Origin of the sequence: Bacillus sp. ISL-18, assembly GCF_018613415.1 — a bacterium.
Taxonomy (GTDB): domain Bacteria; phylum Bacillota; class Bacilli; order Bacillales; family Cytobacillaceae; genus Neobacillus.
The window spans coordinates 691747-716140 of the sequence record NZ_JAGGQG010000002.1 but is presented as its reverse complement, the minus strand read 5'-3'; the positions used below and the strand labels follow the sequence as shown (position 1 = coordinate 716140).

Annotated in this window: 22 protein-coding genes; 1 reads left to right on the top strand and 21 read right to left on the bottom strand. The window is 41.5% G+C overall.

Annotated elements, in window-relative coordinates; translation table 11 throughout:
- Positions 1–159: 159 nt before the first annotated feature.
- The 5 genes from recG to J7E81_RS03565 form a co-directional block, all read right to left on the bottom strand.
- Entirely contained in the window at positions 160–2208 is a 2049-nt protein-coding gene (recG, locus tag J7E81_RS03585; protein ID WP_215040753.1) for an ATP-dependent DNA helicase RecG, read from the bottom strand.
- Positions 2205–3089, bottom strand: a complete 885-nt coding sequence (gene sdaAA, locus J7E81_RS03580; protein ID WP_215040752.1) for an L-serine ammonia-lyase, iron-sulfur-dependent, subunit alpha — start codon at positions 3087–3089, stop codon at positions 2205–2207. Before sdaAA ends, recG begins: the two co-directional genes overlap by 4 nt.
- 68 nt (positions 3090–3157) lie before the next feature.
- Positions 3158–3820 carry an L-serine ammonia-lyase, iron-sulfur-dependent subunit beta gene (gene sdaAB, locus J7E81_RS03575; RefSeq protein WP_215040751.1) on the bottom strand — a complete coding sequence of 221 codons (663 nt, stop codon included), beginning with the start codon at positions 3818–3820 and terminating at the stop codon, positions 3158–3160.
- Between the two features lie 124 nt (positions 3821–3944).
- Entirely contained in the window at positions 3945–5627 is a 1683-nt protein-coding gene (locus J7E81_RS03570) for a DAK2 domain-containing protein (protein WP_215040750.1), read from the bottom strand.
- A 15-nt stretch (positions 5628–5642) separates the two neighbouring features.
- Positions 5643–6005, bottom strand: a complete 363-nt coding sequence (locus J7E81_RS03565; protein WP_215040749.1) for an Asp23/Gls24 family envelope stress response protein — start codon at positions 6003–6005, stop codon at positions 5643–5645.
- A 286-nt stretch (positions 6006–6291) separates the two neighbouring features.
- Here J7E81_RS03565 and rpmB point away from each other — a divergent pair, with 286 nt between their 5' ends.
- The gene (gene rpmB, locus J7E81_RS03560; protein ID WP_053475625.1) at positions 6292–6480 is read left to right on the top strand and encodes a 50S ribosomal protein L28; all 189 of its coding nucleotides are present in this window, start codon (positions 6292–6294) and stop codon (positions 6478–6480) included.
- Positions 6481–6873: 393 nt separating this feature from the next.
- Here rpmB and spoVM read toward each other — a convergent pair whose 3' ends face one another.
- From spoVM to J7E81_RS03480, 16 genes are all read right to left on the bottom strand, one after another.
- A complete protein-coding gene (gene spoVM / locus J7E81_RS03555; protein WP_098528769.1) occupies positions 6874–6957 on the bottom strand; it encodes a stage V sporulation protein SpoVM in 84 nt (27 codons plus the stop codon).
- Positions 6958–7064: 107 nt separating this feature from the next.
- On the bottom strand, positions 7065–7712 hold the full coding sequence (locus J7E81_RS03550; RefSeq protein WP_215040748.1) for a thiamine diphosphokinase: 648 nt from the start codon (positions 7710–7712) through the stop codon (positions 7065–7067).
- Between the two features lie 109 nt (positions 7713–7821).
- A complete protein-coding gene (gene rsgA / locus J7E81_RS03545; RefSeq protein WP_215040747.1) occupies positions 7822–8703 on the bottom strand; it encodes a ribosome small subunit-dependent GTPase A in 882 nt (293 codons plus the stop codon).
- A gap of 95 nt (positions 8704–8798) precedes the next feature.
- Entirely contained in the window at positions 8799–10829 is a 2031-nt protein-coding gene (gene pknB / locus J7E81_RS03540; protein ID WP_215040746.1) for a Stk1 family PASTA domain-containing Ser/Thr kinase, read from the bottom strand.
- Positions 10830–11582, bottom strand: a complete 753-nt coding sequence (locus J7E81_RS03535) for a Stp1/IreP family PP2C-type Ser/Thr phosphatase (RefSeq protein ID WP_215040745.1) — start codon at positions 11580–11582, stop codon at positions 10830–10832. It abuts the gene before it with no gap.
- 4 nt (positions 11583–11586) lie between these two features.
- Positions 11587–12678, bottom strand: coding sequence for a dual-specificity RNA methyltransferase RlmN (gene rlmN / locus J7E81_RS03530; RefSeq protein WP_215040744.1), 1092 nt, complete (start codon positions 12676–12678; stop codon positions 11587–11589).
- A 3-nt stretch (positions 12679–12681) separates the two neighbouring features.
- Complete coding sequence (gene rsmB, locus J7E81_RS03525; protein ID WP_215040743.1) at positions 12682–14031, bottom strand: 16S rRNA (cytosine(967)-C(5))-methyltransferase RsmB; 1350 nt, start codon at positions 14029–14031, stop codon at positions 12682–12684.
- A gap of 1 nt (position 14032) precedes the next feature.
- On the bottom strand, positions 14033–14974 hold the full coding sequence (gene fmt, locus J7E81_RS03520; protein ID WP_215040742.1) for a methionyl-tRNA formyltransferase: 942 nt from the start codon (positions 14972–14974) through the stop codon (positions 14033–14035).
- Positions 14971–15456 (bottom strand): peptide deformylase, encoded by a 486-nt coding sequence (gene def, locus J7E81_RS03515; RefSeq protein WP_251028411.1) that lies wholly within the window; start codon positions 15454–15456, stop codon positions 14971–14973. Before def ends, fmt begins: the two co-directional genes overlap by 4 nt.
- Positions 15457–15714: 258 nt before the next feature.
- Positions 15715–18132 (bottom strand): primosomal protein N', encoded by a 2418-nt coding sequence (gene priA, locus J7E81_RS03510; RefSeq protein ID WP_215041201.1) that lies wholly within the window; start codon positions 18130–18132, stop codon positions 15715–15717.
- On the bottom strand, positions 18119–19342 hold the full coding sequence (coaBC, locus tag J7E81_RS03505; protein ID WP_215040740.1) for a bifunctional phosphopantothenoylcysteine decarboxylase/phosphopantothenate--cysteine ligase CoaBC: 1224 nt from the start codon (positions 19340–19342) through the stop codon (positions 18119–18121). Before coaBC ends, priA begins: the two co-directional genes overlap by 14 nt.
- Positions 19343–19530: 188 nt before the next feature.
- Positions 19531–19749, bottom strand: a complete 219-nt coding sequence (rpoZ, locus tag J7E81_RS03500) for a DNA-directed RNA polymerase subunit omega (RefSeq protein WP_215040739.1) — start codon at positions 19747–19749, stop codon at positions 19531–19533.
- Position 19750: 1 nt separating this feature from the next.
- Positions 19751–20365, bottom strand: coding sequence for a guanylate kinase (gene gmk, locus J7E81_RS03495; RefSeq protein WP_215040738.1), 615 nt, complete (start codon positions 20363–20365; stop codon positions 19751–19753).
- A gap of 12 nt (positions 20366–20377) precedes the next feature.
- Positions 20378–20641: an extracellular matrix/biofilm regulator RemA gene (gene remA / locus J7E81_RS03490; RefSeq protein WP_098528797.1), complete on the bottom strand. Its 264-nt coding sequence runs from the start codon at positions 20639–20641 to the stop codon at positions 20378–20380.
- Positions 20642–20702: 61 nt separating this feature from the next.
- A complete protein-coding gene (locus J7E81_RS03485; protein WP_215040737.1) occupies positions 20703–21578 on the bottom strand; it encodes a YicC/YloC family endoribonuclease in 876 nt (291 codons plus the stop codon).
- 102 nt (positions 21579–21680) lie between these two features.
- Positions 21681–24359 (bottom strand): calcium-translocating P-type ATPase, SERCA-type, encoded by a 2679-nt coding sequence (locus tag J7E81_RS03480; RefSeq protein WP_215040736.1) that lies wholly within the window; start codon positions 24357–24359, stop codon positions 21681–21683.
- Between the last annotated feature and the right edge of the window lie 35 nt (positions 24360–24394).

The following is a 24394-nucleotide window of genomic DNA, read 5'->3' as shown; positions in this document are numbered from 1 at the left end:
AAGAAAAGGGAAGCGCCCGTTTAGTGAAGTACACTAGTCGCCGGGCGCCGGAGCTGGATATGTTCAAAGAAGTTTCAGAAGTGCCCGATTTACAAAGGATCGCACCGTGTTGCCGGGCACTAGGATACGGTTAGGAGGCAGCCAGAAAATTCTACAGATTTAATCTAGTTTTTCCCCTTCTAATACACCAGATTCTTTAATTTGATCTCTTAGATATTGATATTCGAGGTCTGTCCAAAAAAGCTCTGAACTAATCAACATACTCGCATCACTTCTGGCTGTTTCTAGGGCCCGATAATCATGGACCATATCGGCCACCTTAAACTCGGGGACCCCACTTTGTTTTTTGCCAAAGAAGTCGCCAGGGCCTCTTAGCTCTAAATCCTTTTCACTTAAAACAAACCCATCATTGGTTTCGGTCATAATCCGCATTCTTTCCTGGCCAACTTCTGTTTTTGGATTTGCCAGCAGTACACAATAGGATTGCGCACTCCCACGGCCAACACGGCCCCGCAGCTGATGCAATTGCGAAAGACCAAACCGCTCAGCATCATAAATAACCATCATGGTCGCATTAGGAACATTGACTCCCACCTCGACAACAGTGGTAGAAACAAGGACTTGAACCACATTTTCACTAAATGCCTTCATCACTGAATCTTTCTCCTCTGATGATAAACGGCCATGCATCAGGCCGACTTGAAAGCGATTTTGAAAAAAGTGGCTTAAAGTGGTATGAACATCAATCGCATTTTGAACGTCCAGCTTTTCTGACTCCTCTATGAGCGGACAGATCACATAGGCCTGATGACCTTTCCTCAATTCCTTTTCAATAAACCCAAGGACTCTTTCTAGCATATCTGGTTTTGCCCAATAGGTCTCGATTGATTTTCTTCCTGCCGGCATTTCGTCAATGATGGAAACATCCATCTCTCCAAAAACCGTAATGGCAAGGGTCCGAGGAATTGGGGTAGCAGTCATAAACAAGACATCAGGATTTTCACCCTTTTCACGTAAAATTCTCCGCTGCTCAACCCCGAAGCGGTGCTGCTCATCTGTAATCACAAAGCCAAGCTTGTTAAATGTTACCTCATTCTGGATTAGTGCATGGGTTCCAATTAAGATATCTACCTTTCCTTCTTTTAGTTCTTGAAGGATTTCTCGTCTCTGCTTACCTTTAACGGAGCTGGTTAATAGCTCACATCTTACCTTAACGGGTTCTAACATAGTCTTTAACGATTCTGCGTGCTGTTCTGCCAGTATTTCCGTTGGCACCATCAATGCTCCCTGATAGCCGGCTGTAACCGTTGCAAAAAGACCGATGGCGGCTACAACCGTTTTACCGGAGCCTACATCGCCTTGGAGCAGCCGATTCATATGGTAGGGAGATTTTAAATCTGCTAATATTTCATTAACCACTTTCTTTTGGGCATTTGTTAATGGGAAAGGAAGACTATCGATGAGCTCCATTAATTTGGCCAAATCATATTTTTGTTTGATCCCTGGTGAATGCTCGCGTTCAAATTTCCTTAATGCCTGCATTTTCAACTGAAACAAAAGAAATTCTTCATAAACAAACCGCCTTCTTGCTTGCTTAACTTCCGCTGGACTATTCGGAAAGTGCATGATTTTTAGCGCATCCCGTTTGCCCATCAGGCGATATTTTTTCAGAAACGTTTCCGGTAAGGTCTCCTCGATCTGCTGTCCATATTGTTGGAAGGCAAGATGGATAAATTTTCGCATTCCTTTGGTGGTCACTTTGCCTCTTAATGAGTAAACAGGTTCAAAGTCGTTTGCTTTTGTGTTAGGGCCTGTTTGCATTTCATTGGCTGTTATCGTTTGCCGATGGGCATCCCATTTTCCTGTTACCGTAATCGTTTCATTCATATTGATTTTATTTTTTAAATAGGGCTGATTAAAAAAGACTACTTTTATTAGATATGCACCGACAAAAAGCCGAATAGTCAGCTTCGATTTTTTTCTTCCATAATAGTTAAGAGAAGGCTCACTATGAACCTTCCCTTCTACTGTCACTTTCTCATCATGCTGTACTTCGGTTAAATCCTTAAGGGAGTAATCTTCATATCGGTATGGAAAGTATTCTAATAAATCACGGATTGTATAGATCCTCATTTCCGCAAAAGATTCAGCCGTTTCTTGCCCTATTCCTTTTAAGGCGGTTATGGATTGATTTAGTTCTGAACTCACTTTTCTTTGAGCGGTATACCGAAGATTTTAGCCTCTAGCCTACGACCTGTCGGTGTAGCCGCCAACCCTCCCTGCGCTGTTTCTTTTAAGGCTGTCGGCATTGATTGCCCGATTCGATACATAGCGTCGATTACTTCATCACATGGGATACGGCTTGTTATTCCAGCTAAAGCCATATCTGCCGCTACCATTGCATTGGCTGCTCCCATCGCATTCCGTTTCACACAAGGAACCTCGACAAGACCAGCTACCGGATCACAGACCAATCCAAGCATGTTCTTTAGGGTGATGGCCATTGCCTCCGCACACTGGTTTGGAGTACCGCCTGCCATTTCAACGATTGCCGCCGCCGCCATTCCTGCAGCGGATCCAACCTCTGCTTGACAGCCCCCGGCTGCTCCTGAAATGGACGCATTATTAGCGACCACAAATCCGAAAGCACCAGCGGTAAACAAAAAGGCAATCATTTGCTCTCTGGTTGGGTTGAGCTTTTTTGTCACGGCGAACAAGGTTCCTGGAACCACTCCTGCTGAGCCTGCGGTCGGCGTAGCACAAATAGTCCCCATAGCTGCATTCACTTCATTTGTAGCTACCGCTTTACTTACCGCATCAAGAATCGTTTCACCCGTTAAAAAATTGCCCTTTTCGATGTAGGCTTGCATAAGAACCGCATCTCCGCCAGTTAAGCCTGAGTGAGAAGTAACCCCTTTTAAGCCTCTCTCGACTGCTTGCTCCATAACTGTTAAATTCCGGTCCATAAACGAAAGAACTTCTTCCCTTGTCCGGCCAGTAACAGTCACTTCTTGCTCAACCATGATATCTGATATTTTTTTATTTTGACTATTGGCCAATTCCACTAATTCAGCGACATTACGAAACACAAACAATCCCCTCTCACTTTTATATAATCTCACAGCAAGCATTAACGCCTAGACTTCCCGCTTTTGCATCATTCTACAATCTTTGTTACTTTTAGTATGTTCGGAAGCTGTTCGAGTTCTGTAAGAATTTTATTATCAATATTTTGGTCTACTTCAATTGTCATCAGCGCCATTTTACCAACATCTTTGCGGGCAACCTCCATATGACCGATATTAAGTTCGTATTTAGCGAGGATATTCGCCACACTGGCTATCGCCCCAAAACGATCATTATGAACAACTAAAATCGCTGGATGGTTTCCTGAAAGCTTTAATTGAAAGCCGTTTAGTTCAATAATCTCAATTTTCCCACCACCAATTGAGATCCCTACCAATTCCAATTCGCCGTTATGATCTCCAATAATAACCCTTGCTGTGTTTGGGTGATCTGTTACAGCATCTTCTTCAATAAAACGAAGCTTCATTCCTTTTTGTTTAGCGATATCAATAGCATCAATAATTCTCGTATCGTCTGTATCAAAATCAAGTAGTCCGCCAACTAGGGCTACGTCTGTACCATGGCCTTTATATGTTTTAGCAAATGAGCCATATAACGAAATATTGGCCCATTTCGGTTCTCTGCCGAATAAGCTTCTTGCCACTCTTCCGATTCTCGCAGCACCAGCTGTATGAGAACTGGATGGTCCAATCATAACCGGACCAATGATATCGAACACACTTCTATATTTCATTAGGTTTCTCTCCCTTAGTGTCGTTCTATCTTATATTACGGTTTCCCTTGGGAAAACGAATCCGTTTTTAGGCAAAAAAAGAAGGGAAAGACCAAAATGGCCCCCCTTCTATTTTAGCTGTTTCTTATTCAATTGAAAAGATATATGAATATAATGGTTGCCCGCCATCATGGATTTCAATTTCAACATCTTCATAATGTTCTTCCACAAATGAAGATAGTACAGCCACTTCTTCTTCGGTCACATCTTCACCGTATATAATGGTTAGAATTTCTGAATCCTCATCAAGCATTTTCGCTAATAGGTCTTCGGCTACTTTTCCCTTATCTTTGCTTTTGACCACGATTTTCCCCTCGGAGATTCCCATGAAATCATCTTTTTCAATTTCTAAGCCATCAATAGAGGTATCACGGACAGCAAAAGTGATTTGCCCGGATTTAACGTGATTTAAGGCTTCCTTCATTGCTGCTTCATTTTCGTCAACCGCTGCAGATGGATTGAAGGCTAAGAGCGAAGCTAATCCTTGTGGTACCGTCTTAGAAGGAATAACATAGATCTCTTCATCGGCAACGTCTTTAGCTTGTTCAGCAGCCATGATAATGTTCTTGTTGTTTGGTAAAATGAAAACCTTTTTCGCATGAACATCTTTAACCGCTTTCACGATGTCCTCTGTACTCGGGTTCATCGTTTGGCCGCCTTCAATTACAGCATGTGCGCCAATACTTTTGAACAACTCGGCAATCCCTGAGCCCATCGATACTGTAACGACTCCATATTCTTGCATTTCTTTAGGTGCTTGGCTAGCTTCAGATTTCGTTGCCACATGTGTCTCACCAACAATATTTGTATGCTGCTGGCGCATGTTTTCAATCTTCATGTTGATTAAATTGCCGTACCGCTGGCCATAGGTGAGCACTTCTCCAGGCTGTTCCGAATGAATGTGGACTTTAACCACGTCTTCATCTGCAATCACCAACAGGGAATCACCATACTCACTTAAATCATTACGGAATGCCGTTTCATTAAACGGATGGTTTGCGATCTTTTCCTCTTCAAACCGAACCATGAATTCAGTGCAATAACCAAAGACAATATCTTCAGTGTTGATATGTCCTTGAACACTTTTATGGTGTTCCGCACTGACCAGCTCCGTCATGGAAGGCAGTAAGTCCGATGATTCAGGAAGACTCTCCCCTTTTAATTGGGATAGAAAGCCTTCATAAACAAAGACAAGGCCCTGCCCGCCGCTATCCACAACGCCCACTTCCTTTAGGACCGGTAGTAAATCTGGTGTCCGTTTAAGCGATGCCTTAGCTTCTTTAAGAACTTCTTCCATTATATAGATAATATCTTCTGACTTTTGAGCAGCTGCTACAGCGCTCTTTGCCGAATCTTTTGCCACTGTTAAAATGGTCCCCTCAACAGGTTTCATAACAGCTTTATAGGCTGTTTCTACTCCTGCTTCTAAGGCATGGGCAAAATCACTTCCCGAAATGACGGCTTTAGACTCCACTGCCTTTGAGAAACCACGGAATAATTGCGAGAGAATAACCCCGGAATTTCCACGTGCTCCCATAAGCAAACCCCTTGAAAGGGCTGATCCTACTTTACCAATATGTTCTTGACGATTATTTTTTACTTCCTTTGCACCGGAAGTCATGGATAGATTCATATTGGTACCAGTATCACCATCGGGTACAGGAAAAACGTTTAATGCATCAACCATTTTGGCATTTGCAGACAAATGGTTGGCACCTTGGATCACCATCTCAGCGAAACGTTTTCCATCTAATACAGTTATTGACACAAACTTTCCTCCTCATTACGTGTTCGTCACACGAACTCCCTGAACGTAAATATTAACCGAGTCAACGGCAAGTCCAACTGTCTGATCGAGGGTGTATTTAACCTTTGATTGCACGTTGTGGGCAATTTCGGAAATTTTCGTTCCATAGCTGACAATAATGTACATATCAATATGTAATGCCTCGTTTTCTTGGCGTACAATTACACCGCGAGTAAAGTTTTCTTTTCGTAGTATTTCCGTTATTCCATCTTTAATTTGGTTTTTAGAGGCCATACCGACAATTCCGTAGCATTCAATTGCTGCTCCTCCGGCAATTGTTGCAATTACTTCATTTGAAATATCAATTTGTCCGTACTTTGTTTTCAATTCAATGGACATGAATCGTTCCCCCTTTGGATAATTGCTCTTTGACTACAGTCATTTTACTATAGTCAATCCAATATTGAAAGCGATACTTGCCTTATACTATAAGAGCTTTCACCAAATATCTATGTCAAGGAATTTTTCTTGAAAGGTTTGTCCACAAGTATTGCAATCAGATACGTTGTGTGATAAATTATTAAAGTATCTCAAGTCTAGAAAATTTTTATAACAATTTTCTATATCCAAATGAACATCTATAGCTGTTGTTCTAAGCTTTTGGTAGTTAAGGAGGGAAATCATAATGCCACGTAAATGTGTAGTAACTGGAAGAAAAACAACCACTGGTAACGCACGTTCTCACGCTATGAACGCTAACAAGCGTACATGGGGTGCTAACCTACAAAAAGTACGTATTCTTGTTGACGGAAAGCCTAAGCGTGTTTGGGTTTCTGCAAGAGCGTTAAGATCTGGTAAAGTAGAACGCGTATAAAACATGCGAGCATCCAATTATTGGATGCTTTTTCTTTTTTATTAGGCTGTGTTAAGGGTTATAGTTGATTTTTTATCACGTTGATTGGAGCGGAAGACGGCGAAGACTCCTCGAAAATGCTATCGCATTTCCTTTCGTGCGTGGGCAGATTCAAGGATGCAAATTCAAAGTCCTGCGGGAGTACGGGGCTGGGGAGACTCAACAGGCGCTTAAGCGCCGAGGANNCTGGAGCGGAAATCAACATTCAAGATTAACACAGCCTTTTTTTAAAACGGGCCTCATTATATGATATTTGAACAAAAAAGAACAATTTTATACTACGCTTTTTAGTATGACCAAAATGGCAAATAAAAAGCACCCAATTGAAGGGTGCCCATGTTAAAAAGTCTGTTTCTATTCGCCTTTTTTAAATGCCCCAATCATCGCTCGGACAAGTCCGCCTAAGAATTTCGGCAGTTTAATTGTATAAAATTTCATACTGTCCCTCCTCACAAATCTCCCACAGCTTATTTTAAGCCACTTTTTCCGCACGCCCCTACATAGTATTCAAACGAACGAAATCAGTACCATTTTTGAAGTGCATATTAATCGTTACTTCTTACCACTATTAATATGCCTTTGGAAAATGAAAAAGTACCATAATCACTAATAAGTTCATTACTAATACATAGTGTGGAACCGAGATAAATATGACGGTTTTTAAGCGGGTATTTAAAGCCTTCAAGCGTGAGATCCGTAACGTCAAAGGATAAAGGGACAAATGAAATATATTTTTTGGCGGCGACTTTTTCAATGGTATAGTGCCCCGCCTCTTTTAAAAAAACAATATTTTTTTCATCAATTAAGTAAACATTGGCTGGGTTTTTCGTTTTAATGGGATTGAGCAGCAGCTGGACATTGGCGAGCAAATGATCAAGCCTGCCGCCGGTGGCCCCAAACAAATGAATAGTATCAGGTTTTTGTTCAAGCGCCCAATTAAGGGCAAGTTCCATATCGGTTTCATCTTTCTCGGGTTTATACTTTTTTATGCCGGTTACCTGATGTTCAATGGCTGATAATTCTTCTTCACTTACCGAATCAAAATCTCCAAATGCCATTGAAGGGATAATGTCTCTGTTAATCAGATGATAAACCCCCCGGTCAACCCCCACCCAGATTGTCTCATCTCCTTGATAACTGCTTAAATCAGGCAGTAATTCTTCAGGTCCCCCTGCAAGTATATTGATGATCATGACACATTTCCTTTCCGATAAAGGAAAAAAGCCAGCTTTAGAAGCCTGGCTTTATCCTCCTAGTAGTTTGAAAAATCAGCTGAAAGTATAGAGGGTTAATTTTATTATCTTAATACCTAGGCTTTCTATCTTTAATTTCCTGCAAAAAGTCTAGATAATGCTCATACCGATAGGACGCAATTTCACCTGATTCAACGGCTGCTTTTACCCCGCATTTAGGCTCCGTTACGTGTAGACAGCCGCGAAATTTACAATTTTCACTAGCTTTTTGGATTTCCGGAAAACAAGATGTTAAATCATCCACTTCAATGTTCGTAAACTCTAACGAACTAAAGCCAGGGGTATCAGCAATTAGTCCATTCCCAACCTTTATAAGCTCAACATGCCTAGTGGTATGTTTCCCCCTGCCTAGGTGTGATGATATATCATTTGTTTTCAATTCAAGGTCAGGCCTTAATACGTTCAGCAATGAAGATTTTCCGACACCCGATTGACCAGCAAAAACTGATATCTTGTTTTCAATATGTGGATTTAGCCGTTCGATTCCTGCTTCTGTTTCAGATGAGGTGAGAATTACCTCATATCCAGCATCCCGATATCGGGATGCATATTCTTCAATCCTAGCCCTTTCCTCATGATTGGTGAGGTCCATCTTGGTAATACAAATTAATGGTTCAATTTGATTAAACTCTACCAAGACGAGAAAACGATCTAAAAGCACGGTGCTAAAATCAGGTTCGACGGCTGAGAACACTAGGATTGCCTGTTCTACATTGGCGATTGGCGGACGAATTAATTCATTTTTACGCTTTTTTACTTCTAAAATATATCCCTCTAGATCATTTTCCGCTTGAAATACAACTTCATCACCAACAAGCGGGGTAATTTTATTCTTCCGAAAAACCCCTCGTCCTCGGCACTGGATCAGGTTATCATTGTGAAGAACATAATAAAAACCGCTTAATGCTTTGACAATTTTTCCTTCAGGCATAGCTACACTCCTTGCCCTTTTACTTACCAATAATTAATTTTCTCCTTTTAAAATCTACGCGATTTCCGTCCTTCTTATACAGGACTAGAACAATTCTAATTATTCGAAGGTGTATTTGTTTCTGTTGTGGTATCGGTGCCAGTGTCAGCATCTATATCGGAATAGTTTTTATTTTCATCGATAATCACCTTGTCATCACGAATGACTTTGTAGCCAGCCTTCTTGCCATAAGGAATCATTAACTTAATTTGCTTTTTCGTATTTTCCGTAATATCGAAGGTCTCAGCAGGTTCGGTCATACTGTGGTTCATATCCTCGATTAATATGGTCACCTTTTGTTTTTGCCCAGGTTCTCCAGGTACAGCCGGTTCATATGGAATCTGCAATTCAATTATTACTTCTTTTGGCGGTTTATCTTCTTTCCCTTTAGAAATGACGACCTTAACCTTGTCACCTTTTTCTAATTCTGTTCCTGGTGCTGGATCTTGAGAAATCACCATTCCAGCAGCAATATTGTCATCATATTTCTCTTCTGAGGAGTCTAAAGTTAGGCCTACCAAGGATGCGTAAACTTGAGCACCTTTCAAATTGTATTGGGTTAAATCCTTAAGAACAATTTTTTCAGGCCCTTTACTAACTTCAAACTCTAGACTAGTCTCATCTGGAACAACCTTTTCGCCGTTTGCAATATTTTGACTGATAATTGTGCCGGGTACACTGTCATCATTCGTTTCTATTTTCTTTATATCTTTAAATCCCTGGTCTGCTAGCAAACGAATAACATCGTCATATTGCCGGCCAACATAATCGGATATTTCATATTTCTCCTTACCTGTGCTGACATAGATGGTAACCTTTGAATTTTCTTTAACCGTACTGCCATTTTCGGGGTCTGTCTTTATTACATTCCCCTCAATTACCTCTTCATCCGTCATTTCAATTTGATTACCGACTGTTAACCCTTCTAACTTCAGTTTGGAAATGGCATCATCTAAGGTCATACCGCTTAAGTCTGGAACCTTAACATCTTTAGGAACTAACAAACTAGGTAAAAGGGTAAAAGTAAGTATGGCGAGAATGGCAAGAACTAAAAAAGTGGATATTAAAATGATGGGCCACTTTTTCCGTTTTTTCTCATTTGAATGACCTTTATTTGATGTATCTTTCTGATTATTTATTGCTTTTTCATTATTATGAACCAATGTTTCGTCCAAATTTTTCAGGGGCTGGTTCACTGTAATAACTGGAATCGCTTTTGTGGCATCATCATCAACCGGAATAATAAACTTTGGTTCATTCATTCGCTCAGGATCAAGGGCTGTTCGCAAGTCCTCTTCCATTTCATCAACACTATTATAGCGATGAAATGGGTCCTTGGCAGTTGCCTTTAGGACAATATTTTCAACACTTTGCGGGATGCTTGGATTCCACCTTCTGACAGAAGGTGTCTCCGATTGGAGATGCTTTAATGCGATTGACACAGCTGACTCACCAGAAAAAGGAAGCCTGCCTGTCAACAGCTCGAACATGACAATTCCTAATGAATAAATATCCGACTTTCTATTTGCCATGCCTCCCCTAGCTTGTTCGGGTGATAGGTAATGGACGGATCCTAAGACAGAATTTGTCTGGGTAATACTCGTGGCACTAAGTGCCATGGCAATACCAAAGTCCGTAATTTTCACATTTCCATCGTGATCGACCAAAATATTATGCGGCTTTATATCGCGATGGATAATATGATTTTGATGAGCATGTGAGATCGCCGAGGTAAGCTGTCTCATGATTCCAAGCGCGTCCTCCACTCTAAGGTGGGAATTTTGCTGTATGTATTGCTTTAATGTTTGACCATCTACAAATTCCATTACGATGTAATAAAGGTCATTTTCTTCGCCAACGTCATAAATACTTACAATGTTCGGATGGGCAAGACTGGTTGCAGATTGTGCCTCCCGCCGGAACCTGCGGATAAATTCTTCATCATTTGCAAAATCAAGTCGCAGCATTTTCACCGCAACATCACGATCAAGGATCATATCATGAGCTAAGTAGACATTAGCCATGCCGCCTCCGCCAATCATATCCAATATTTTATAGCGGCCACTTAATCTTTTTCCAATCAACATCTAAACATCATCCTCGCGTGGTTCAGAAAACTCGACAATAGCCAGTGTAATGTTATCCTCTCCGCCATTTTCATTTGCAAGTGAGATAAGTGTGCCTGCTTTTTGTTGTAAATTTTCATCATTTTGCAGTATTTCCATCATTTCTGCTTCATTGACTTTATTGGATAGACCATCGGAGCATAGTAAAAGGATATCTCCTTCTTCAAAAATGATCGTTTTGATATCCATTTCGACTGTTTTTTCAGTCCCTAATGCCCTCAATAAGACATTCTTTCGTGGATGATGTTCGGCATCTTCTCTTGATATTTGTCCTGATCTAACAAGTTCATTGACAAGGGAATGGTCTTCGGTGATCTGTTTAAAGCCAGATTCGTTCAGCAAGTAACCCCTGCTATCACCAATATTGGCAATGGTTGCAAACGTATCCGTGATGATTGCAGCAACAATCGTGGTCCCCATTCCGTCACATTCAGAATTATTGGTTGCATGATCTAATAGTAAAAGATTTACTTTCTTAATTTGCTCCTGAAGCCAACTCTCCGCATCACCGGCTCTCGTAATCCCATTAGCTGCTTCCCATTCTGCTTTTAATGCCGTGATCGTCATCTCACTTGCTACATCACCCGCACGGTGTCCGCCCATGCCATCTGCAACAATGGCAAGGCGGTAACCGTCCTTATTTCTAAATACACCTCCGGCATCCTCATTGTGAAGACGCACTCTCCCTCTATCTGTCTGAAATACTGCTTTCATCCCTTCACCTCGTCTCTTCCTTCCGCTCCTTTGCACGAAGTTGTCCACATGCTGCAGCAATATCTGACCCCTGCTCTCGGCGGATTGTTACATTAATACCCAAGTTTTTCAGTGTTTTTTCAAAAGCAAAAATTTTATCCCGTGGTGTACGAACATAATCTCTTTCTGGTACATAGTTAACAGGAATTAAATTCACATGACATTTTAGTCCTTTTAAGAGCGCTGCTAATTCTTCAGCATGTTCTGTTGAATCATTTACACCGCCAAATAGGCCATATTCAAAACTAATACGTCGACCTGTCTTATCGATATAATACCGTACTGCTTTCATTAAGTCATCAAGTTTATAGGCCTTATTAATCGGCATTAATCTAGACCTGAGTTCGGTATTAGGTGCATGAAGGGAAATAGCAAAATTAATTTGCGTATTTTCATCTGCGAATTGATAGATTTTTGGAACGATTCCACTAGTCGAAACGGTAATATGGCGTGCTCCAATATTCAATGCTTTATCGTGATTGATGATTTTTAAAAAGGCAAGCATGTTATCGTAATTATCAAATGGCTCACCAATCCCCATGATGACGACAGAGTCTACCCGCTCATCTGTTTCATCCAGGGCCTGTTGCACCTTAACCACTTGCGCCACAATTTCTCCGGCTTCTAGGTGTCTCTTCAAACCGCCCAAAGTTGAGGCACAGAAGGTACAGCCGATTCGGCAGCCTACCTGTGTGGTGACGCAAACGGAATTTCCATAATCATGGCGCATAAGCACCGTTTCGATTGAGTAGCCGTCATGGAGCTCAAATAAGAATTTAATGGTTCCATCAGTTGATGTTTGCTGGATAATCGTATTCAATGTCGTAATCTGAAAATGACCATCAAGCTTATCACGCAAGCCCTTTGGCAGGTTGCTCATATCTTCAAACGAGGTAATTCTTTTTTTATAAAGCCAATCGAAAATTTGCTCAGCCCGGAATGCTTTTTCTCCATTCTCCGATAACCAGTTTTTTAATTCATCAAGCTGAAGAGAATAGATTGATTTTTTTTTAGTGTCCATTGTTGTTTTTGTCTCAGTTGTATTTAATTGTTCCAACTGTTACACCTTCTTTCTTAAAGCTGCTATATAAAACCCATCAGATCCAATATCCTGAGGGAAAATTTGTAAATCAAAATTTGTAATTAAGGGTTGAACCGCTTCTGGCATCCTGCCTTTTAAGGTAGTGTCCCCTTCGAATTCAGGATGGTTCTCCAAAAACTTTTTAACCGTATGTTCATTTTCCCCTTTATCTACTGTACAAGTACTGTAGACAAGAATACCACCTTTTTTTAGGAGCGGGGTAACCGACTCTAATAGGTTTTGCTGAATAGTGCTCAACCGTTCGATGTCTTGTTCGGTCTTTGTATATTTCATATCGGGCTTTCTTCTCATCACTCCAAGTCCTGAACAAGGGGCATCAAGAAGGATCCGGTCAAATGATTCAAGCTTGAACTTTTCCTGTAAATGGCGAGAATCCGCTACACTTGTGATAATATTTGATAATCCTAATCGCTTGGCATTATCATTGATTAATCTAACTTTGTGCTGATGGAGGTCAACCGAGATGATTTCGCCAGTATTTTTCATTTTTTCTGCAATATGGGTACTTTTTCCGCCCGGTGCCGCACAAGCATCGAGAATATATTCATCTTCCCTTGCCCCCAATGCATAAGCAGCAAGCATTGAACTTTCATCTTGAATGGTGAACATTCCATAATTAAAAGAAATGGTCGAGGCTAAGTTTCCCTTTAATGACCTGATGGCTTCAGGAATAATGGGACTTTTCTCAATCTGAAACCCATCCTCTTCTAATAAGGCAACACACTCATCTCTAGAAATTTTCGTGAGATTTACTCTTGCTGTTTGCAGTGGTGCCGTTAAATTAATTTCACACATTTCTTTTGTCTTATCATACCCAAATTGGTTAACCCATCTAGTAACTAGCCATAAAGGGTGGCTGGTTTCAATTGCTAATCTTTCAACTGGATCAGACACTTCCTCCAAGGATGGAAGTCCTTGCCGCTGGATATTTCTGAGCACCCCATTCACCAAACTGGCAATCCCTTTATGCCCGCGTTCTTTGGCGATTTCTACTGCTTCAAAAATTGCAGCCCGATCCGGAATCCGATCGAGATAAACCATTTGATAGAGCGTTAATCGAAGTAAATGATGAATCCAGTTAGCTAATTTTTTATTGTCTTTGACAAAAGGCGTTAAATAGAAGTCAAGTACCGTTCGTCTCTGTAATGTTCCATATGTCAGTTCTGTTAATAATCCAACATCGACAGCGGACAATTGATTCTTTTCAATTGTGCTGTTAAGAAGCAAGTTGCTATATGATTGATTTTTCTCGATGGTCACTAAAAGGTCCATAGCGATTGCACGTACATTTTTTTTCGTAGAGGTCATCTTATTCTCCCAGCTTACTGCCCAATGTAATTTTAGAACCAGCACCTCTTAAAAATTGTTCACTGAGCATTTTGGTTTTACCCGAAGGCTGTAGTTCAATTATTTTAATGGCTGTGTTATTTCCTGTTCCAACCGTGAAGCCATCTGATTCTATTTTTAAAATCTTCCCGGGTTCACTTGTTAATCCCGTTACTTTTTCAGACTGCCAAATTTTTAAAACCTGACCCTCCATTGTCGTAAATGCAACGGGCCATGGGTTTAACCCGCGGATATGGTTATAGATTTCTTCTCCCGTTTTCTCCCAATCAATTTTTTCCTGCTCACGTTTAATGTTGGTGGCAAATGTAGCTTCCGCCTCGTTTTGAGGCTTAGGGGTAAGATGTCCGGCTAATAAAAGCGGCAGGGTTTCGGATAACAGTTCCGCACCCGCTGCACTTAATTTTTCAAACAGGGTCCCCACATTATCCTCTTCGCTAATCGGTACTTCCACACTTGTTAAAATGTCACCTGCGTCTAATTTTTCGACCATATACATAATGGTAACGCCCGTCTTCTTTTTCCCTTGCATAATAGCATAATGAATTGGCGCACCGCCGCGAAGCTCCGGCAACAATGAAGCATGTACATTAATGCAGCCAAATTTTGGTGCATCTAACAGCTTCTTAGGTAAAATTTGCCCGAAAGCTGCTGTAACAATTAAATCCGGCTCTAAGGCCAGCACTTTGGCTAGTTCTTCTTCTTGGCGGATTTTTTCCGGTTGATAGACAGGGATTCCGTGTTTGACTGCTTCTACCTTTACAGGCGGCGGTGTTAATACTTTCTTCCGCCCTACTGGACGGTCAGGCTGAGTTACGACCCCGATCACCTCGTAACCATCCTTAATGATTTGCTGTAAAACTGGAACTGAAAAATCCGGTGTCCCCATAAAAACGATTTTGGTCATTCACTTTCTACTCCTTCTAACTCTTCTTCCTTAAGATATTTAGAAACCTTGGTGGTAAATAGAATGCCGTCTAGATGATCGATTTCATGCTGGATGGCTCTTGCTAAAAAACCTTCGGCTTCAAGTGTGTACTCTCTCCCTTTTCTGTCAAACGCTTTAATCTTTACATAATTAGGACGGGTAACCTCACCATATAATCCAGGAAAGCTGAGACAGCCTTCTGGATCGGTTTGTTCTCCTGATGTTTCGATAATACGCGGGTTCATCATTTCAATTGTGCCGAAGTCATCATCTATATCCACGATCGCAATTCGGGCATCGAGTCCTATTTGCGGAGCAGCTAGTCCGACCCCGTCGAATTCAATCATTGTGTCATACATATCATCCAGAATACGTGCTAATTTTTTATCAAACTTTACTACTTCCTTGCAGGATTGTTCAAGAATCTCTGCAGGGTGCATTACGATTTTTCTAATTGCCAATTTTGTTCCTCCCATATGCCAAATCTAGTTAGCTGTATATTTCTGTTAATCTTCGAGATATGTCTAGCTGAAGGCTGCGCTTTTCTTCCGCTTTTCTAATTGTCTGGCTCCAGCGCCTAGGGGCTCGGGGTCATAAGCCAATCCGTCAAGAAGGCTCGACTTTTGCCTGTCGCCCCTGGTCAAGGCGCTTCCGCTTTTCTTATCATTTTCACCCAAAAACGACATTCATAACCTTTTCCAATCTAAATTAAGGATTGGTTACATTAAAATAACGGGATTGACATCAATCGACACCAGCAACCCACTTTTGGCATCCTTTTGGTATTGATCAAGGATGGTTTTTAGTGCTTTGATCAAGTTCGGTTCCCGCTTGTATTTTATCAGACATTGATAACGATATCTATTATTTATCCTAGGGATGGAGGAGGCTGCAGGTCCTAAAACGACCGCTTTATTTGACACTTGTGTGCGGACATAGTTTACCATTTTCTCAGTAGCCGAAACGACATTAATCAGGTTTTCATGACTCACGGTGATCAGTGCCAGATAAAAAAATGGGGGATAATGATGCAGTTTACGAATCAACATTTCCCGCTGATAAAATAAATCATAGTCCTGACGTCCAGCCAGCTCAATACTATAGTGATCTGGTGTATAGGTTTGAATCACGACTTCACCGGGCAGCTGATGTCTGCCAGCCCGCCCGCTGACTTGAGTCAATAATTGAAATGTCTTTTCTGATGCGCGGAAATCAGGTAAATGGAGCATTGTATCAGCAGAAAGCACACCTACTAAGGTGATATTGGGAAAATCCAGACCTTTAGCAATCATTTGCGTCCCAAGTAAAATATCAGCTTTTCCATCTTTAAAATCAGTTAGGAGCTTCTCATGTGCCCCTTTCCGTCCCGTAGTATCTACATCCATCCGAATGACTCTTGCCTCAGGGAGAATTTTCCCTAATTCCTCTTCCACTTTTTGTGTTCCGGTGCCAAAATAACGAATATATTCACTAGTACATTCAGGACAATTCTTTGGTACATAACTTTCATAACCGCAATAATGGCATTTCATTTGTTCGTTCACGCGATGATAGGTAAGGGAGATATCACAGTTAGGGCAGTTTACCACATACCCACAGTCTCGGCACATCACAAATGATGAGTGCCCCCGCTTATTTAAAAATAAGACAGATTGTTGTTTCTTTTCGATCCGGTCCTTTAACAGTTCGAAAAGTTTTCGGGAAAACATTGAACGATTGCCATCACGAAGTTCTTCGCGCATATCAATGATTTCAACGGATGGAAGCTCTTGATTGTTCATCCGGCTTGGTAATGATAACAGCTGATAGACCTTCTTTTGCGCTCTTGCAAAAGACTCAAGCGATGGGGTGGCACTTCCGAGCACAACTGGACAGTTATAAGTCTTCGCTCTTTCTATTGCCACATCCCTGGCGTGATAGCGCGGCATTTCTTCCTGTTTATAACTGGTTTCGTGCTCCTCATCGATAATAATAATGCCAATATTTTCAAACGGAGCAAAAATAGCAGAGCGAGCTCCGACAACTACTTTTACTTCCTTCCGCTGAATCTTGCGCCATTCATCATACTTTTCCCCGGCAGATAAACCGCTGTGTAAAACGGCTACTAAATCACCAAATCTCCCTTTAAATCGATGGACCATTTGCGGAGTTAGAGCAATTTCGGGTACTAGAACAATCGCTTCTTGACCTTTTTCAATAACTTCTTGGATCGACTGCAAGTAGATTTCCGTTTTGCCGCTCCCAGTAACGCCATACAGCAAAAACACCTCATGTTGATCCAATTCAATCGAATGAAGAATAGGAGCAATGGCCTTCTGCTGGGAGTCTGTTAACGGCAGTGGCTTAGTCCGCTCGAATGTTCGATTTTCAAATGGGTCACGGTAAACTTCTTTATCAAACTCTGTCAATAACCTTTTATCAACAAGGGCTTTTATGGTCGATCCTGAAGTTTTTAGCTCAGCAAGTAAGGTTTTTAATTCAACTTCATCCTCATGCTCAAGAAAATAGTGCAAAACCTGCCTTTGCTTTTCCGCCTTGGCCGGAATGGTTCGAATCGCCTCTTCTAATTCATGCTTGGTGACAGTTGGCCGAACAAACTTCCGTTGTTTTTTCCGTACACGTTCTTTCACCACATAAACGACTTCTAAATGACCGTTTGCAGCTTCGCGCTGTAATAAAGGACCGATCCCCATTTGTAGTGCTTCTTCCCAATCGAGTTCGCCGTCATTCTCAAAGTAGACTTGCACTTTTGAGGGTAACTCCATGACAGCCCCCCTGTTTGCAAGCCTGACTTTTTTTTCGTATTTTGCTTTTAAAGCTGCCGGCAGCATTACTTGGTAGGCAAAGATTTTAAAACAAAGCGTGTTTTCAGTCAGCCAGTTACCAAGGTTTAATAATTCGTTATTCAACACAGGCTTTAGATCCATGGGCTCAATGATCTCTCTAAGCTTGTTTACATCTACGTCTGATTCTGCTTTTAATCCCACGACAAAGCCTTGGATATGCCGTGGACCAAAGGGGACAATAACCCTCATGCCCGGATGAATGGTGCCCCTCCACTGTTCAGGGATCAAATAATCGAAGGCCCGGTCCGTTTGTTTAGTCGGTACATCAACGATCACACTAGCTATTTCCATTTTCATCCATATCCTTCAAAAGTGAAGTGATTTCTTCAATAATTTTTACGGCCACTTCGTTCTTTGACAGCAGCGGTAAACGAATGATCTCTCCTGAGCGCTTAAACAGAGTGACAATGTTTGTGTCGGTGCCAAAGCCCGCTCCTTCTTCTTTTACATTATTGGCGACAATCATATCAGCATTTTTTTTGCTTAATTTAGTTTTCGCATATTCTTCTAAATGATCGGTCTCTGCTGCAAAGCCAATCAGAAGTTGATTGACTTTTCGCTTTCCTAGTTCAAAAAGAATATCACTTGTTCTTTCTAACTCAATGGTAGTATCGCCTGTCTGCTTTTTCACCTTATGGTCAAAAGTCACTTTCGGGCGGTAATCTGCAACCGCCGCAGTCTTGATGACCACATCGGCTTCATCATAGTGCTTCAAGACCTCGTGGTACATCTCCTCTGCACTCTCAACCTTTACGAGTTCTACCCCCTGTGGAGCGGAAAGTGAGACAGGACCAGAAACCAAAATCACGCGCGCTCCTTGTTTAGCAGACTCTTCTGCCAAGGCGTACCCCATCTTTCCTGATGAATGATTGGAAATAAATCGAACTGGATCGATTTTTTCTCGCGTTGGTCCGGCCGTGATCATGACTGTCTTCCCCTTTAACTTTTCTTGTCTTTGTCGATTAAAGTGGTTTTGAATTAATAACACTATTTTTTCCGGCTCCTCGAGGCGCCCTTTTCCTACATAGCCACAGGCAAGGTATCCTTCGCTAGGTTCAATAAATTGACAGCCAAACTGGGTCAATACCTCAAGATTTCTTTTTACAGCTGGATGGTCATACATATGTACATTCATGGCAGGGGCAATCCACACAGGTGAAGTTGCCGCAAGCAATGTAGTGGTAATCATATTATCTGCGATTCCATTTGCTAATTTGCCAATTGTATTAGCAGTAGCTGGAGCAACAAGAATTAAATCGGCCCAATCTGCCAAATCAATATGAGCAATCACTTGTGAATTCTTCTCATCAAAGGTGTCCGTATATACATCATTGCGGGATAAGGCCTGAAAGGTTAAGGAGGTAACAAATTTTTCTGCCGATTCACTTAAGATGACCTTTACGTTAAAACCTGCTTGCACAAGCTTACTTGTTAGTGCTGCAGCTTTATAAACAGCGATCCCTCCTGTCACACACAATAGGATGTTGCGTTCCTTACTCATTGTTTAAGCCCCCACTCTAGTCCATTACTTTTTAGTTTTATTATGCTAGAAAAAATCTTTTTTTTCATCTATTACCTTATGAAATTCACGCGATTCACTTAAAGCAAAATAAAAAGGCTGACATACAGGCGAATCTCCCTTTTGTCAGACCTTGTTTCATTTATATATTGTGCCTGTGGGCTGGGTCATTACTCAGCAGATGTTTCTGCCTTTTTTGAAACTCGATATGTTAGTTCACCACTATAAATTTCCTCTAATGCTTTTCCCACATATTTATAAGAAACATATTTAGGAAGTCTTTCATCTTTTACCTGCGACATCACGCGGGCGCGCTTTGCAGCAACAGAAACAAGTGAATATTTTGAATCAATTTTTTCTAATAATGAGTCAATAGACGGATATAACATATTAATCAACCTCCAGAAGTTTTTTATAGCGATGTTCGACTCTTTCTCTGCGGCAATGCTCTGCCGTTACAATGGCTTTCACGCGTTTACAGGCATTCTCCACCTGATCGTTTTCCACCACATAATCATATAATTCCATCATTTCAATTTCCTCACGTGCCGTTAACATCCTGTTATGGATGATATCTTCTGTTTCTGTTCCTCTCGTTACAATCCTGTTCTTGAGTTCAGTCAAGCTTGGCGGCATGAGGAAAATGAATAATCCTTCCGGAAACTTCTCGCGTACCTGACGGGCACCTTTAACCTCAATTTCTAAAAAAACATCTTTTCCGGCGTCCAATGTTTGCCGAACATAATCAACAGGTGTTCCATAATAGTTGCCAACAAATTCGGCGTACTCTAATAACTTCCCCTGCTCGATTAACTGTTCAAACTGCTCGCGTGTCTTAAAGAAATAATCGACCCCGTCCACTTCCCCTTCACGTGGAAGCCGGGTGGTCATGGAGATGGAATATTCAAAAGCGGTATCTGGATGAGAAAAAATCTCTTTTCGAACCGTTCCTTTCCCAACACCAGATGGTCCGGATAATACAATCAGCAACCCTTTTTCCTGCATATTATGAAAATCCTACCCTTCATCAATAATATCATCACGGTCAGTTAAGCGATTGGCAACCGTCTCCGGCTGTACAGCTGAAAGAATGACATGGTCACTATCCATTACAATTACAGCACGTGTCCGTCTGCCATAAGTAGCGTCAATCAGCGAACCCCGATCCCTGGCATCTTGAATGATTCGTTTAATTGGCGCAGATTCCGGGCTGACAATGGAAATAATGCGATTGGCAGATACAATATTTCCAAATCCAATATTGATTAATTTAATTGACATGGTTACTCATCCAATCATTAATAATATATTTTGACCGTGTTAAACAGTTTCTAAACAAATCCTACTCGATATTCTGTACCTGTTCTTTCAGCTTTTCAAGTAAACTTTTGATGTCAACGACTTTTTTTGCAATATTTGAATCATTTGCTTTTGAACCGATGGTATTGGCCTCTCTGTTCATTTCCTGAACAATAAAGTCCAGCTTCCTGCCAATTGGCTCACACTCATTTAAGGTTTGTAAGAATTGCTGGATATGGCTTCTTAACCGTGTAATTTCTTCATTGATATCTGCTTTGTCAGCAAAAACAGCTACCTCTGTTAAAATTCTCGTTTCATCCAGCTGCCCATTAACAAACTCCTGCATCCTTTTCGTCAAGCGCTCCTTAAAAGCTTGAACAACAAGAGGAGCAAATTTTTGGAGCTCTGATACATTGTTTTCAATTTGGGCAGTGATTGCAAGTAAATCTTTTTTTAATTCTTCTCCTTCTGCCATCCGCATTTGCTTTAACAATATTACAGCCTCTTCTATGGCTGTAAGGACAAGTTTTTCGATTTCTTCATTGCCTGCTTCACTTTCTTCAATATGTAAAAGATCGGTTCGATTAAGTAAATCCTGAAGAGTAATGGTTCCTTCGATCCCGTATTTACCTTTCGCATCACTAATGAATTGAAAATATTCCTCAATCAGCTTCCAATCTGGCTGGATCTTCCTTGAGACAATCCCTTCACCATCAACACTTACATACACTTCTACTCGGCCGCGGCGAATATGAGAGCTCAATATTTTTTTCATTTTATCTTCTATTTTTAAAAGTTGTCTTGGCATCCGGATATTCATTTCAGAGAATCGGTGATTGACTGTTTTTATTTCGACATTCACTAAAAATTCTCCTGACTCTGTCTTCCCTCTGCCAAAGCCTGTCATACTAATAACCATCACGTACACATCCAATCTTAGATAATGATCGGCTCTTTGTTTTTTTAAAATAACAAAAGGTAATAGAACTGAATTCTATCACCTTTTGGATTATAACACACTTTATTTTGTTTTTCTTAACAAAAATGATCCTGCTAATAAAAAAGTTGGAACGGCGGATAATCCTAAAATTAACAACCAATCTTTTCCTGCAATCGGAAGTGTGTGAAAAATAGGCTGTAATGGCGGATAGTAAATAGCTACTAGCATTAGTAATAAGGATGAAACAACCGCCCAGACAAGATATTGATTCCCAAACGGATTTCTTGATAGGACTGATCGTTCGCTCCGGCAATCAAAAACATGGATCAGCTGCGCCATAACAAGGGTTGCGAATGCAACAGTCTGTGCGTATGGAAGTTGACTTGGATCATTATGGTACACAATCATGAACGCCAATAGTGTAACTAGCCCGATTAGGAATCCGCGCGAGACCACTTTCCAGCCAAGACCACGTGAGAATACCCCCTCATTAGGACTGCGTGGACCCCGCTTCATTACATTTTCCTCAGGCTGATCAAGTCCTAATGCCATCGCCGGCAGTCCGTCCGTCACTAAGTTGACCCAAAGGATCTGAATCGGGACAAGTGGCAGCGGCAAAGCCAATAACATGGCAAACAGCATAACCAATATCTCACCGACATTGGATGCAAGCAGGTAGCGGACAAATTTACGGATATTTTCGTAAATATTTCTTCCTTCTTTAATAGCCGCTTTAATGGTAGCAAAATTATCATCCAATAACACGAGTGCTGAAGCTTCTTTCGCGACATCCGTGCCGGTGATCCCCATGGCAACACCGATATCAGCGGCTTTAATGGCGGGAGCGTCATTCACTCCATCACCTGTCATGGCAACAATATGCCCTCTGTTTTGCAAGGCTTTAACAATTTTTAATTTATGCTCCGGAGACACCCTTGCAAATACCGAGACATCCTCCACCACAGCTTCCAATTCTTCTACAGACATTTCTGCTAATGCCTTTCCTTCGAGTACCTTACTCTTCCTAGTCAAAATACCAAGCTGTGAGGCAATTGCTTTGGCGGTAATGACGTGGTCACCCGTAATCATCACGGTTTTAATGCCGGCCTCTTTACATTCTTTTACAGCCGCTTTTACTTCAGGTCTTGGCGGATCAATCATGCCTTGGACGCCGATAAAGGTTAATTGTTTCTCTGCTTCATGGTCGCTCAAGATTAATGTATTGGCAGGGATAGGCTTAAAAGCAATCGCGATCGTTCTTAGTGCCTGTGAGGCCAGTCCATTAATCGCATCCTGTACCTTACTTTGTGATTCCCTGCTTAAGTATTGTGTTCTCTCATCCCATAGAATCGACTCACAGATACCTAACACGACATCTGGTGCTCCCTTGGTTACGATAAAGTTGCGTCCTTGTTTGTCTTTTACATGGATACTCATCATTTTTCTCGTCGAGTCGAACGGAAATTCATTAACAATCGTAAATTCTTCCAATAATTTGGTACGGTCAAACCCTGCTTTCATCGCACTAACAAGCAGTGCTCCTTCAGTTGGGTCGCCGTCTAGGATATAATCGTCATCTTTTATGGCCAGTTCTGAATGATTGCATAACATCCCGAAGATTAACATTTGCTGTAATGCCTTCTCATCCCTAGGCTGGACATTTTGTTCATCTCGGTAAAAATTCCCCTGCGGCTGATAGCCGACCCCGTCGACGGTCCAGGTATTTCCGCCGCTCCATAGATGGGTAACGGTCATTTTATTTTGTGTCATCGTTCCGGTTTTGTCCGAACAAATGACCGATGCACAGCCTAATGTTTCAACAGCCGGCAATTTCCTGACAATGGCATTTTTCTTGATCATTTTTTGAACGCCCAATGATAAAGCCACGGTTACAATCGCTGGGAGCCCTTCCGGTATCGCTGCCACCGCTAGCGAAACACCTGCCAAAAACATCTCATATAATTCATGTCCTTGGATTACCCCGACAATCACCACTAGGACCGTCAGTACCAAGGCAACAGTAATTAATATTTTTCCAAGCTGCTCTAGGCGCCGCTGCAGCGGAGTGTCCTGCGACTCTGCATTTTGCAGTAGATCGGCAATCTGCCCCATCGCTGTTTTCATACCGGTTGCAATGACCACACCTAGTCCACTGCCCCTTGTAATCATCGTTCCCATAAAGGCGATATTTTCCATATCACCGATGCCGGGATTTGGGTTGCTTAACGGATCAATATGTTTAGCAACAGGAACGGACTCACCCGTTAATGCTGATTCTTCAATTTCTAAACTTTTCGATTCAATAACACGCACATCTGCACCAATTCGATCTCCGCTTGCAAACTTAATTACATCGCCAATTACAATCTCTTTTGAAGGAATCTTGATCCACTCGCCACCACGAAGTACAGACACCTGTGGTGCCGAAAGCTCTTTTAAAGCCTGGAGTGATTTTTCTGCCCGGCGTTCCTGATAGAAACCAAGACATCCGTTAATAATGACAATGGCTATAATCGCTATCGCATCGATATACTCACCCAACAAGCCTGAAATCAGCGTCGCGGCTAATAGCACTAATACCATAAAGTCTTTAAATTGGCTGAAAAATAAGAGTAAAGCCGATTGCTTTTCTCCCTCTTCTAATTCATTTAGTCCGTGTTGTTTTACCCTTTGCTTTACTTCTTCCTGCGATAATCCAGAAGAAAAGTCGGTTTCTAGAGCCTCTTCTACTTGATCTATCTTCATTTCATGGAATTTCATCCGACCATCTCACTTCCCCCTTTTATAGACTTGCT

Coding starts and splice junctions, on each gene's coding strand:
- rsmB (WP_215040743.1), bottom strand. CDS start 14,031: ATGACCTCTACGAAAAAAAATGTACGTGCAATCGCTATGGACCTTTTA.
- J7E81_RS03535 (WP_215040745.1), bottom strand. CDS start 11,582: ATGAAAGCAGTATTTCAGACAGATAGAGGGAGAGTGCGTCTTCACAAT.
- rsgA (WP_215040747.1), bottom strand. CDS start 8,703: ATGCCTGAAGGAAAAATTGTCAAAGCATTAAGCGGTTTTTATTATGTT.
- J7E81_RS03565 (WP_215040749.1), bottom strand. CDS start 6,005: ATGTCCATTGAATTGAAAACAAAGTACGGACAAATTGATATTTCAAAT.
- gmk (WP_215040738.1), bottom strand. CDS start 20,365: ATGCAGGAAAAAGGGTTGCTGATTGTATTATCCGGACCATCTGGTGTT.
- fmt (WP_215040742.1), bottom strand. CDS start 14,974: ATGACCAAAATCGTTTTTATGGGGACACCGGATTTTTCAGTTCCAGTT.
- rpmB (WP_053475625.1), top strand. CDS start 6,292: ATGCCACGTAAATGTGTAGTAACTGGAAGAAAAACAACCACTGGTAAC.
- J7E81_RS03480 (WP_215040736.1), bottom strand. CDS start 24,359: ATGAAATTCCATGAAATGAAGATAGATCAAGTAGAAGAGGCTCTAGAA.
- priA (WP_215041201.1), bottom strand. CDS start 18,132: ATGGAAATAGCTAGTGTGATCGTTGATGTACCGACTAAACAAACGGAC.
- rpoZ (WP_215040739.1), bottom strand. CDS start 19,749: ATGTTATATCCGTCTATTGACTCATTATTAGAAAAAATTGATTCAAAA.
- spoVM (WP_098528769.1), bottom strand. CDS start 6,957: ATGAAATTTTATACAATTAAACTGCCGAAATTCTTAGGCGGACTTGTC.
- J7E81_RS03550 (WP_215040748.1), bottom strand. CDS start 7,712: ATGATCATCAATATACTTGCAGGGGGACCTGAAGAATTACTGCCTGAT.
- pknB (WP_215040746.1), bottom strand. CDS start 10,829: ATGTTGATTGGAAAAAGATTAAGTGGCCGCTATAAAATATTGGATATG.
- J7E81_RS03485 (WP_215040737.1), bottom strand. CDS start 21,578: ATGGTTATTAGTATGACAGGCTTTGGCAGAGGGAAGACAGAGTCAGGA.
- sdaAB (WP_215040751.1), bottom strand. CDS start 3,820: ATGAAATATAGAAGTGTGTTCGATATCATTGGTCCGGTTATGATTGGA.
- coaBC (WP_215040740.1), bottom strand. CDS start 19,342: ATGAGTAAGGAACGCAACATCCTATTGTGTGTGACAGGAGGGATCGCT.
- remA (WP_098528797.1), bottom strand. CDS start 20,641: ATGTCAATTAAATTAATCAATATTGGATTTGGAAATATTGTATCTGCC.